The following is a 13,031-nucleotide window of genomic DNA, read 5'->3' as shown; positions in this document are numbered from 1 at the left end:
AAGTATTTCACATAAAATGCAAGATTTTGATTCTCTACTTTTTAAGAAAACTCCACTTGAAGCTAAGAATTACTTTATGCTGAACAGCTTTCACAATCGCTTACTGTTAAAGATTTTGATCTTACATAGTAAATTGATTTTACCCCTACTTTACACGCTTCTATATATAAGTTCATAATTTGTCTCATAGTATAGTTTGTTGTTATATATAAATTAAATGATTGCCCTTGATCTATATGTCTTTGTCTTATCCCATTAATTTGTACACACCACTTTTGATCTATATTATAAGCTGAATTATAATACCAATAATTTTCTTCATTTAAGTTTGGTGCAGTTTTAGGAATTATACTTCCCTTCTTTTCTTCAAGCCAGAATCTAGCCATTACTGGATCTACTCCTTCTGAAGTTCCTGCGATAGTTGCTGTTGATCCATTAGGAGCTACAGCCATTAAATATCCATTTCTCATTCCATAAGTATTTACTTCTTCTCTTAAATTTTGCCACTTCTCTGAGTTATATCCTCTAAGATTGAAGTAATCACCATTTTGCCAATCAGACCCTTCAAAACATGAATATCTGCCTTTTTCCTTAGCTATATTCATACTTGCCTTTATAGCATGATAATTTATTCTTTCATAGACATCGTCTGCAAAAGCCTTATGTTCTTCATCAGTCCAATGTATTAAGTTATTAGCAAGCATATGATGATATCCACTAGTTCCAAGTCCTATTGCTCTATATTTCTTATTTGTAACCTCAGCAAATGGAACTGAATAGTAATTTAAGTCTATAACATTATCCATTGCTCTTATTTGAGTTTCTACTACATATCCAAGCTCTTCATCATTTTTAACTTCTACATTTCCTAACACTACTGAAGATAAATTACATACTACAAAATCTCCAGCTTTGATTTTTTCAACTATAACTTTATCTCCATTTTCATCAACTATCTCTGACTTTTCAATATCCATGCTACTCATATTCTGCATTATTTCAGTACATAGATTTGATGAATATATAATACCCTTATGTTTATTTGGGTTCATTTTATTTACCGTATCTCTATAAAAAGCAAAAGGTGTTCCTGTTTCTGCAGCACTCTTTATTATAAGTCTTACTATATCCTTAACAGGCATTGATCTTTTACTAATATTCTCATCATTTACACATTCTAAATATCTTCTTTCCCACTCTTCTCCGTAGAAATCTTCTAATGAATATCCCTTAACTAGTCTTATTTCATGTGGGCACATCATATACCAATTTGCATCTATATCATTTTCTGCAAGCTTCCAGAATAAATCCGGGTAACATATTCCTGGGAAAACATCGTGAGCTTTCTTTCTATCATCACCATTATTAGTTTTTAATTGCAGGAATTCCGGTAAATCTTTATGCCAAGCATCCAGCCATATTGCTACTGATCCATTTCTAACTCCAAGCTGATCTACAGCAATAGCAGTATCATTAAATAGCTTGATCCAAGGTATTACCCCTCCTGACGCTCCTTTAAATCCTCTTATTGGTGATTCTAAGGCTCTTACCTTACCTATGTAGATTCCCATTCCACCACCAAACTTAGATACTTCTGCAAAGTTATCTAGGGACTTATATATTCCCTTTAAACTATCATCAACAGTATCTATAAAGCATGAGCTTAATTGGTAAAATGGTTTTCTTGCATTAGACATTGTTGGAGTTGCCATAGTTGCTTTAAGAGAGCTTAAAACATCATAAAATCTCTTAGCCCAGCCTACTCTTTTTTCTTTCTTCTCTGGTACAGCTAGGTGCATTGCAATTCCCATAAACATTTGCTGTGGTAGCTCTAATTTACTTCTATTGTAATCCTGAATTAAATACCTTTTAGCTAAAAGATTAATTCCACTGTATGTAAATAAGAAATCTCTTTCTGGTTTTATTTCTTTTTCTAATTCTAGAATTTCTTCTTTAGTATAATTTTCAAGAATATATTTACCATATAGACCCTTATTAGTTAATACTGTTATAAATTCATAAAGAGAACCATATAACTTATCATCTGAAGTTAATCCCCTATTTTTTCTTACTTCATCATAAAGTTTATATACATATAATCTTTCAGCTGCTACCTGCCATTTAGGTTCCATATCTGTAGTTAATTCTAAGGATACTTGAATAAGAGAATCTCTTATTTCTTCATCTGTCATATTAGGTCTAACTATATGATTTAACGCTTCTAAAAGCCTTTGTTCCGTATATATTTCCTTATCCTCATTAATCCCAATTAAAGCATTACTGCAAATATCTAATAAATCCATATCTTTCCCCTTCCACTATATATAGTGTATATATTTATACATAGTATAAATATATACACAACATATAGATATTATAATTTCTATTCTACATAAAGTAAAATTGAGGAATTAATCAATAGGATTAAAAATGCTCAAATAAAATGGAGATATCTTTTAATATCTCCTTTTTTCACCTTAAAGAATATTTCGTTAGTAATATTTATTATCTCTTAGTATATAAACTTATTAAGTATTACTTTTTTAATATTATTTTTTAAGATTTTCTATCCATTCTTCTTCTTTAAAACCTACAAGTACTGTATCTCCTTTTACTAATATAGGTCTCTTTACTAACATTCCATTTGTAGCTAATATATCTAATAGCTCGTCTTCTGATAATGTCTTTACTTTATCTTTTAATTGCATTTCTCTATAAAGTACGCCAGATGTATTAAAGAATTTATTTATTTTTAATCCACTTTTATCTAACCAAGTTTTAAGTTCTTCTTTACTTGGATTTTCTTCAACCATATGTCTATCTATAAATTCCACATTATTTTCTTCCAAGAACTTCTTTGCTCTTCTACATGTAGTGCATCTTGGATATTCCACAAATAAAACTGACATAATATCACTCCTTAATTATAATTATTATTTAATTACTTCTATTATATATTTCTTTCAGTTAATAATCTACATAAAAATAATTTTGTAAAATTAAAAATCAAAAAATTATACAAGAAAAACCTTAAAATTCAAAGACTATGCCATTTTTAATTCTTTCATAAGTTTATTAAATACTTCTATAAATTAAACTTAAATTTACGTTACACAAGGTAAATCTAATAATGAAAATTAATAAAAAAACTCCCGAAGGAGTTTTTAAAAGAAATTAATTTAGCAATTCTATAAGAATTACATCAATAATTCTTAATTTTTAATTCTTAATTTTTAATTCTTAATTTTTAATTTTTAATTTTTAATTTTTAATTTGAGTTGCTTTTACGACAGCCCCATTATATATTATTTCTTAGGTATATCTAAATATATTTTAAACATGTCACCTTCAACTTCAATTTTTATGCTTCCATCATGTAGTTCTACAATACTTTTAGTTATTGCTAATCCCATTCCAGAACCCTCTACTGCTGAATTTCTAGACTTATCAGCCCTTGCAAATCTTTCAAACATATCTTGTGTATTAAAGCCCATTTCATAGTTAGAAATATTTTTAAAGGATATTTCTACAGAATTTTCCTTTGAAGTAATATCTATAAATACCCTAGTATTATTTAATGAGTATTTTAATGCATTTACTATTAGATTTTCAAAGACTCTAGACATTAGCTTTCCATCTAAATCTAATATTATTTCTTCTTCATTACTACTTACCTTAAATTCTATATTCTTTTCTTCATATAGATTAGAATATTCGCCTACACCTTGATGAACTAAAGATACAATATCTATTTGCTCTTTTTCTATTTTCATCTTTCCACTATTTAACTTAGATGCTTCAAATAAATCTTCTATAAGACTTTTTAGCCTCTTTGAGTTTCTATCTAATATTAAAAGATAATCTTTTCTTTCATCTTCAGTTATATTTGGATCATTTAATATATTTACATAATTTATTATGGATGTTAATGGTGTTTTTAGGTCATGAGAAACATTGGATATTAATTCTGTTTTAAGCTTTTCATTTCTTATTTGCTCATTTAAAGCAATCTTATATCCATCTTTTATTTCATTAATATTTTGTACTAATTCCTTAACTTCTCTTTCTCCAAAATTTTTTAAATTATATTCAAGATCTCCTGAATTAATCTTCCTTAATCCATCATTTATTATAGATATATCTAAACTCTTCTTTAATGAGTATAATACGCATACTAGAGGTATCAATATTAATATTAAAGTTCCCTTAAAAGGATATCTAGTCAGGAAGGTCACCAGTACATTTTGATTTCTTATTCCTGCTACTAAATAAAGATATACTATAATTACTCCTGCTGCTCCTCCAAAGGATATCATTATTTTATTTCTTGTATTTTTATATTTAAATCCATATCTTAACACAAAAAACAACCTCTTTAATACTTTTATTTCTAAATGAATATTTTTGTTATTAAAAATTAAGTTAAAAATTATCTTTATTAAAAGTAAAATAGCTACTATGCTTGCAATTATCATAACTTTTGCAGTCAGTGATTCTGTTTTTATTAAATAATCATAAGCATCTGGATTCTTGTAATATATTTCAATATACTTATCTATATTTTTCATATTTACCTTGTCTTCAGAGGTCATTACATAGTAATTATACTTATCTTTATTATCTAATCTAACTGACGATAAACCAATTTCTTTTAAATACGAATTAATATTATCTTCTAATAAAGCAACATTTGCATAATATGGAGCTAGTTCATTTGCTAATTTAGGGTCATCTGTTGTAAATTCACCAGTTTCTTTATTTATTAACACATAAAATATTTCATCATAGTAATAGTAATTTTCTTGTAGATATTGATTTTCATATTGAATAGCACTTATATCTTCTAGATTATTACTATTGTTGTATATATACTCTGATATCTTCTTACTATCAATATAAATCATTGATTCTATATATTTTTCTTTATTAAAAAGGGCATCAAAAGTACCTGCACCAATTTTAGCTGCACTATCATTAAATGCGTTATAATAACCTGTTACTAATGTTACTACTAGTATTGCTAGAGTTAATATCTCTACACCCCATATACCAGTCACATAGTTTTTAATTTTCTCTCTCAATTTTATATCCAACTCCCCACACTACTTTTATATATTCTGGGTCCTTTGTATTAATTTCAATCTTTTCTCTTATTCTTCTTATATGAACTGTTACTGTATTTTCACTTCTATAAAAAGGCTCTTCCCATACTTTTTCATATATTTCTTTAATAGAAAAAACTCTTCCTAGATTAGATGCAAGTAACTGAAGTATTTTAAACTCTGTAGCAGTTGCCTTTATTTCTTCTCCTCTTAAGCATATAGTTTTTTCCTTATTATTAATTACAAGATCTTTTACTTCAATTATATCAGGACTTTCACCTTCTAATTCCAATGGCTTTTGATATCTTCTAAGCTGGGATTTTACTCTAGCTACTAACTCTAAATGATTAAATGGTTTTGCTATGTAATCATCTGCTCCAACATTAAGTCCTAAAATCTTATCGCTATCTTCACCTTTTGCTGAAAGCATTATTATAGGCAAATTCTTTTTTTCTCTTATTTTTAAGCAAGTCTTTATTCCATCCATTCTTGGCATCATTATATCTAATACTATTAAATGTATCTTTTCTTTATCTAATACCTCTAAGGCTTCAATTCCATCTTGAGCCTTAAATACTTTCATTCCTTCCCCTCTTAAATATATATCTATAGCATCTCTGATTTCTTTTTCGTCATCTACCACTAAAACATTGAACATATAAAAACACCCCTTGATTTATATTATCTTATATTTATAATAGCTTATATTGCTGATTTTTACTAAGTATAAAAATTACATTTTTATTAAAATACTAAGTAAATAAAATTTTCGTTAACATATTGTGAGGTTTGATATATAATCTTGAGTGTACGTTCTACTAATTTTTTAAGGAGTTTAATATGTTTCAAAAAGTAGCAATCAAAAAACACATGGTATTAGATTTTATTTTCATTTTCATAGGATGTATAATTGCTTCACTTGGAGTTAATTTATTCCTAGTTAATGCTCAATTACTTAGTGGAGGCGCTACAGGTGTGGCACTTATCTTGCAATACATGTTTAATGTATCATCAGGTATAACTGTATTTATAATTAACATTCCTTTATTCTTTGTTAGTTATAAAATGTTAAATAAGAAGTTCACCTTATATTCTGCTGTTGGTATGATATCTCTATCTCTTTCATTAATAATTACAGAACCACTGTCAAAGCTAGTAAGAGTGGATGATGTTTTACTTTATTGTATCTATGGTGGTGTTTTATGTGGATTAGGTTATGGATTAGTATTCTCTAGAAATGGTTCCACTGGTGGAACTGATATTATTACAATGGTTCTTAGAAGGAAGTACTCTAATTTAGAAATAGGTACACTTGGTTTTTCTTTAAATTGTATTATTGTATTTATTGGAGCTTTAATATTTGGACTACCAAAGGCTCTATACACCTTAATTTCTATGTTTGTTCAAAGTGTTGTAATAGATAGAGTTATTAATGGATTTAATAGTAAGAAGCTTTTATTAATTTTAACTGAAAAAGAGCACGATATTATTGAATATGTTATTAAAGATATGAACAGAGGTGTTACCTCTCTAATTGCAGAAGGTGAATACACTCACGAGCTTAAAAAGATGCTTTACATAGCTGTTACCTCTTCTCAGATGATAAGATTGAAAAATAAAATCATGAGAATAGATCCGAAAGCTTTTATAACTATAATAGATGTTTCTGAAGTAAACGGCAAAGGCTTTTATAAGATTTAAATATATAACTAAAACTATATACATATTATGCTCAGTTCTCCGTCGCATTGCTCCAAGTCGACTTTCGCATTAATATGTATATAGTTTTTTATTATAATTTAAATTGTAAACATTAACCGTACTGAAGGAATAAATTCAGGCAAGCTGAATTTCAGTATTAATTTTAACTTCTATTTCTCAATTAATTTTCAGCTCCAAGTCACCCTACCTCATGTATGTATAATTTTTTTATTATAAATTTAAACTATAGATTACTACATACGGAAGGTAGAAATTCAGACAAGCTGAATTTCAATATTAATTTTAACTTTTATATTTTAATTATACTTTAGCTCAAAGTTGACTTTCACATTAATATGTCTATGGTTTTTCATCATAAATTTATACATATCGAAGTAGAGAATTCAGTATAGCTAAATTTCAATATTGCTTTTTACTTTATATCTCCTTTCTCAACTTACTATCTCTTAATATTAAAGAAACTCAAGCCATTAGCTTGAGTTTCATACTTAATTGTTAACTTTTAATCGTTAATTATTAATTGATCTAAGGTATTCTTCTTGTCCTACTTTGTATAGGTTATTTCCTTCTACATCTATTATAACTGTTAACGGCATGTCTTTTACTTCCATTTTTCTAATTGCTTCTGCTCCTAAGTCTTCATATGCAATTATTTCTGAAGCTATTATAGATTTTGATATTAAAGCAGCTGCACCTCCTATTGCCCCTAGGTAAACTGCTTTATTTTTTATTATTGAATTTACAACTTCTTCGTTTCTAGCACCTTTTCCTATCATGGCCTTAAGTCCTAAGTCTAATAGTTGTGGTGAATAGTCATCCATTCTATAGCTAGTTGTAGGTCCTGCAGACCCAATTACTTGTCCTTCTTTTGCTGGAGTAGGTCCAACATAATATATAGCTGCATCTTTCACATCTATAGGTAACTCTTTACCTTCATCTAATAATTCTATTAATCTTTTATGAGCAGCATCTCTTGCTGAATAAATAGTACCTGATAATAATATACTATCTCCTGCTTTTAAATCCTTAATCTTTTCATATGTTAATGGTGTAGATAACTTTATTGCCATACTAATATCCCCTTATATTATTTCTTCTTTATGCCTAGTTGCATGACAGCTTATATTAACAGCCACAGGCAATCCAGCTATATGGGTTGGATATGTTTCTATATTAAGACCTATTGCAGTTGTTTTACCACCAAATCCTTGAGGTCCTATACCTAACTTATTAAATTCTAAGAGTAATTCTTCTTCTAAATCAGCATAAAACTTATTTTCATTTTTACTATCAATAGGCCTTATTAAAGCTTTCTTTGCAAGATATGCTGATTTTTCAAAAGTTCCCCCTATACCTACTCCCACTATCATTGGTGGACATGGATTTGGACCTGCATCTTTAACAACCTTAATAATGAAGTCCTTTACTCCTTTAAGACCATCTGAAGGCTTTAACATCTTTATTTGGCTCATATTTTCAGATCCAAATCCCTTTGGTGCTACTGTTATTTTCAGTTTATCTCCAGGAACTATTTCATAATGTATTATTGCAGGTGTATTATCCTTTGTATTAACTCTATCTATTGGATCTTTTACAACTGATTTTCTTAAGTAGCCCTTATCATATCCTCTTCTTACACCCTCATTTATTGCATCCTCAAGATTCCCACCAACTACATGTACATCTTGACCTATTTCTAAAAATACACAAGTCATTCCTGTATCTTGGCATATTGGCATACTCTCATTTTTAGCAATATCTGCATTTACAATTATTTTGTCAAGAATATCTCCTGCTAGTGTCCAAGTTTCTTCTTCCTTTGCCTTATTTAAGGCATCAAAAACATCCTTAGATAAATTATAATTTGATTCTATACATAACTTTTCTACAACTTCTTCAATCTTTTCAATATGTATCTCTCTCATAAACCTACTCCTTTTATAAAAATAACTATAAATATTTTATCATACTTTTTTATAGCTGTAGGTCATATTTTGAAAGTAATACTATTTATTCTTAATTCATAATTTGCTATTTTAATAGATAAGTCTTTTTCCTAATTTTTATTTATTTCCTCAAAATATTTATTTATTCCCCAGGAAATACCCTTAACTATTGAATTTTGATGTTCTTCAGTTTGTAATCTCTTTTCTTCATCAGGATTAGATAAGAATCCGCATTCAACTAATATTGAAGCTCCTTCATATTTATCCCTTAAAATTAAATAAGCATCTCCTGCTGGCTTTGAAACTCTCTTATTTCCATCCTTAGCACTATCTTTTATTCCTTCTTGAACATTATCTGCAAGTTTCTTACTTACCTCATTGGAGCTATGCCACACCTGTGCTCCATAACACTTAGCTTCTGAAAACATATTTTGATGAATTGATATAAATATATCACATTTAGTTTCTACCTTCATATCCCTTCTTTTCTTTAAATCTTCTCTTTTCTTCTCCCTAATAGTCTTACCACCATTGCCTAAATCCTCATCAGCCTCTCTTGTAAGGAATACTAAATATCCTTGTCCTTCTAAATCTTCTTTAAGCTTTAAACTTATTTGTAAATTAATATCTTTCTCTATAGTTCCAGCCTTAGATTTAGCTCCTCCATCAAACCCTCCATGTCCAGGATCTATTAATATTATCTTTTTATTTTCTTCAGCTCTTGCACTAATCGGCGTAATAAACATTGATAATATAATTATTAATAAGTATGTAAATCTTAACTTTCTCATAACTTTCCTCCACTTTTAAATTTATAAAGTTATTATGTCCATTTTTGTTTTACTTACTAATAATTTTTTGATAAATATCTATTTAAAAATTTTATTTTTTTATATTTCTTAAACTATTGCTCTTTATTTCTTTATATTAAATAAGGACTGTCTTACGACAGTCCTTATCATTAACTATTTTCTATAACACTTTCTGCTATATTCATTGAGTGATCACTTACTCTTTCTAAATTGCTTAATAAATCTAGATATATAGCTCCTGCATATGCATTACAAGTTCCATCATATAATCTCTTAATATGAAGATCTCTGTATTTCTTTTGCATCCTATCAACTTCTGCTTCAAGATCATTAACACTCTTAGCCTTATTAACATCTTTAGTAGCATAACTATCTATAGCCACTGATAATGATTCTAAAGCCTTATCATACACTTTATGTATTTGATCTATAGCATGTTCACTATACTCTAATTTCTTATTAATTTTTTGTTGAGTTAAGTCAGCAATATTTTCAGCATGATCTCCAATTCTTTCTATGTCATTTATAACATGGAAAGTTGCTGCAACTATACTTAATTCTTTATCTGATAATTCACATTTTGAAAGCTTAACTAAATACGTAGTTATTGCTTCATTTAATGTATTAATTACTGTTTCATTCTCATATACTTTTTGAATTAATTTCTCATCATTATTCTCAAAAGCTTCTAAAGATAATGCTAAACCTTTTTTAGCTTTTTTAGCCATTCTTAATGTCTCTTTAGCTACTTGTCCTGCTGCTATTACAGGAGTTTCAAGTAGTCTATCATCTATGTATTTAGGACCTGGTCTATCCTCTTCCTCATCATCTGGAATAATTCTATTAACTATCTTAATTAGGAATCCTGTTAATGGAAGCATAATTGCCGTATTCACAACATTAAATACTGTATGTGAGTTAGCTATTTGTCTACTTACATCTCCTGGACTTATTGAAGAAACTATATCTCCTAATAATCCACTGACTAAAATAGGTATGAAAATTAATGTACCCCCTAAATTAAATATTAAATGTAATAATGCCGCTTTATGTGCAGTCTTGCTAGTTCCTACCGTTGCAAGCATAGCTGTAACACATGTACCTATATTACATCCAAATACTATTGGAAGTGCTTGTGTTATATCTACAGCTCCTGCTGTTGCTAAAGCTACTAATATACCTGTTGTTGCTGATGAACTTTGAAGCACTGCTGTAATAACTGCACCTGCTAATATTCCAAGATACCACTTATCAGCTACAGTTGATAAAATATCATTAAATATAGGTGAAGCTGTTAAAGGCTTCATAGCTGCACTCATTTGTCCCATTCCGACAAATAAAATACCGAATCCTAATATAATACTTCCAACATCTTTTCTCTTTTTCTTTTTTGCAAACATTACTATGAATGCTCCAACAAAAACGAATAAAGGCGCTATTTGATCTAACTTAAAGGCAACTAATTGTGCTGTAATTGTTGTTCCTATATTAGCTCCCATAATAATTCCAGCAGCTTGTGCTAGATTCATAAGTCCAGCATTAACAAAGCCTACTACCATTACTGTCGTTGCACTACTACTTTGTATTACTGCTGTAACTATAGCTCCAACTATAACTGCTATAATCGGATTCTTTGTTACTTTTTCTAAGATAGATTTAAGTCCATCTCCCGCAGCATTTTCTAGACCATCCCCCATGATCTTCATTCCATAAATAAATAGTCCTAAGCCACCTAAAAGCTGTATAATAACCATTAATGATTCCAAAGTTATTCTCCTTTTCAACATTATTTTTACAAACTAAGTTTACATTATTTTTTAACATTTGTTAAGTAATTAAACATATTTTTAACATGATTTTAATATAGGAATGTATTATTTTATGCATTTTTTATAATTTTATTAATATTTCTTTATTTACATAACTAAAAATATTTATCTTGTATTTTTTTATTACATAATTCTATATGATAATCTATGTAAATTTTAACAAAAGAAAAAAGTCTTATATATAAAGTATTAACTTATTATTGTTAATTCTTACTTACTTTATGATAGACTTTTATGCTTATTTAATTTAATTTTATTAATAAAATTTGAATTAGATACATTTTAATAACCTAATTAATTAATATAATTTTATCAGTTAAATATTATATTTATAAATTTAATTCCTTAGATTCTTAATACCCCTTTTAAAAAAACGTATTTCCTTTTCCATATCCTCATTACTCATAAAATGATAAGATATATTCATGCCATCATTCATAGTAGAAACTCCTATTATATGCTTTGCATATGATACTACTGGTGGAATAAACAATACATTTTTTATTTCATAATTTCCATACTTATTTGGGATATCAAGTTTAGTCAAATTAGTAATTCCAAGATCTCTTGTCTTATCACCAACATATCCCATTACCTTTGCTATCTTTTTTGTCACATCATTCTCATAAAGTCCATATTTATATAGCACTATTGAATCCAGTAAACTAGGTGAAAATAGTTGCATAAATTTTATAATAAAATACTTCTTAGCTGGTGTTTTTAGTTTGCTTAACACCTTTTTATGAATCATTATGGCATTTTCATCAAAAGTTTTCTTATCAGAGAATTTATGATTAATACTAATACCAGATACCTGATTAGAAATTGATTTATTATTGTCTTTTCTTATATTTACAGCCATTCCTATAACACTACTATCCCTGTCTGCTTCTAAAAATGCAGTTAATATATAACTATTTACTGATATTCCTAAGCCTTTTGCCTTAGAATGAATTTTACTTAACTCTTCTGTTGAGAAGTGCTCATATACGACTCTAGAACTCCTCTTATTCCAATAAACTTTGTGTACATTATAATAGTCTTCCCAATTAAAAATTCTTCCTGTCTTACTCCATTTCTTATTAAAATAATTTGCATATAGTTTAAAAGGTAATAGTACTTTAAACTTATTAGAAAATGATTCTTCTGTTATTAATTTAATAGGTCTATAATTTAATTTTTCACCACTTAAAGCTTTCATAATATCTTCAATAAAATAAGTTATTGCTTTTCCATCGCCAACTAAATGATGTGCCATCACTAATAGAATTACTTTATCTGATGAGTTTATTAAAAATACTCTTATTAACTCTCCTTTATCAATTTCAAAAGGAATTTTCTCATTTTCTTTTATAATTGCTCTCCAGTCTCCATTAGTACATTCTACTTTGCAACCACTGGCAGAAATCTTCTCGTAATATGCTTCACCATTATTATCTAAAGTAATTTTTGACATTGTAGCCTCATTAGATTTAAAAGCGAGTTTTACTGCTGATATTACCTCTTCAGTATTTGGATTTCCAATAATCTCTACTACAAGGTTAATATATATATTTGGGTCAAATAAATCTACTCTTTCAGAATATATATGATTTTTCATCTCCCCATCTCCATCTCCCT

General features: G+C 28.1%; 10 protein-coding genes. 1 reads left to right on the top strand and 9 read right to left on the bottom strand.

Translation table 11 applies throughout. The features are described 5' to 3' along the window. Nucleotides 1-74: 74 nt before the first annotated feature. The 4 genes from GPX08_RS07190 to GPX08_RS07175 form a co-directional block, all read right to left on the bottom strand. Nucleotides 75-2,303, bottom strand: coding sequence for a ribonucleoside-diphosphate reductase subunit alpha (locus GPX08_RS07190; RefSeq protein WP_156626140.1), 2,229 nt, complete (start codon nt 2,301-2,303; stop codon nt 75-77). A gap of 246 nt (nt 2,304-2,549) precedes the next feature. Then, nucleotides 2,550-2,909, bottom strand: coding sequence for a Spx/MgsR family RNA polymerase-binding regulatory protein (locus tag GPX08_RS07185; RefSeq protein WP_156626139.1), 360 nt, complete (start codon nt 2,907-2,909; stop codon nt 2,550-2,552). A 396-nt stretch (nt 2,910-3,305) separates the two neighbouring features. Beyond that, nucleotides 3,306-5,081: a GHKL domain-containing protein gene (locus GPX08_RS07180; protein WP_156626138.1), complete on the bottom strand. Its 1,776-nt coding sequence runs from the start codon at nt 5,079-5,081 to the stop codon at nt 3,306-3,308. Then, nucleotides 5,065-5,760, bottom strand: a complete 696-nt coding sequence (locus GPX08_RS07175; protein WP_156626137.1) for a response regulator — start codon at nt 5,758-5,760, stop codon at nt 5,065-5,067. The genes GPX08_RS07180 and GPX08_RS07175 overlap by 17 nt, the downstream gene beginning before the upstream one ends. 182 nt (nt 5,761-5,942) lie before the next feature. On the opposite strand from GPX08_RS07175, the gene GPX08_RS07170 reads away from it, so the two are divergent. Continuing rightward, the gene (locus GPX08_RS07170) at nt 5,943-6,803 is read left to right on the top strand and encodes a DUF2179 domain-containing protein (RefSeq protein ID WP_156626136.1); all 861 of its coding nucleotides are present in this window, start codon (nt 5,943-5,945) and stop codon (nt 6,801-6,803) included. A gap of 530 nt (nt 6,804-7,333) precedes the next feature. On the opposite strand, the gene GPX08_RS07165 is transcribed toward GPX08_RS07170, so the two are convergent. The 5 genes from GPX08_RS07165 to GPX08_RS07145 form a co-directional block, all read right to left on the bottom strand. Next, entirely contained in the window at nt 7,334-7,894 is a 561-nt protein-coding gene (locus GPX08_RS07165; RefSeq protein WP_156626135.1) for a Fe-S-containing hydro-lyase, read from the bottom strand. Nucleotides 7,895-7,906: 12 nt separating this feature from the next. Continuing rightward, on the bottom strand, nt 7,907-8,749 hold the full coding sequence (locus GPX08_RS07160) for a fumarate hydratase (RefSeq protein ID WP_156626134.1): 843 nt from the start codon (nt 8,747-8,749) through the stop codon (nt 7,907-7,909). Between the two features lie 131 nt (nt 8,750-8,880). After that, nucleotides 8,881-9,561, bottom strand: coding sequence for an N-acetylmuramoyl-L-alanine amidase CwlD (cwlD, locus tag GPX08_RS07155; RefSeq protein ID WP_156626133.1), 681 nt, complete (start codon nt 9,559-9,561; stop codon nt 8,881-8,883). Between the two features lie 170 nt (nt 9,562-9,731). Beyond that, a complete protein-coding gene (locus GPX08_RS07150; RefSeq protein WP_156626132.1) occupies nt 9,732-11,348 on the bottom strand; it encodes a sodium-dependent phosphate transporter in 1,617 nt (538 codons plus the stop codon). A 400-nt stretch (nt 11,349-11,748) separates the two neighbouring features. After that, nucleotides 11,749-13,011 (bottom strand): hypothetical protein, encoded by a 1,263-nt coding sequence (locus GPX08_RS07145; RefSeq protein ID WP_156626131.1) that lies wholly within the window; start codon nt 13,009-13,011, stop codon nt 11,749-11,751. Between the last annotated feature and the right edge of the window lie 20 nt (nt 13,012-13,031).

Source organism: Clostridium tertium (assembly GCF_902652255.1).
Classification (GTDB): Bacteria; Bacillota; Clostridia; order Clostridiales; family Clostridiaceae; genus Clostridium; species Clostridium tertium_A.
The sequence above is the reverse complement of the archived record's forward strand: the minus strand, read 5'-3'. Positions and strand labels throughout refer to the sequence as shown.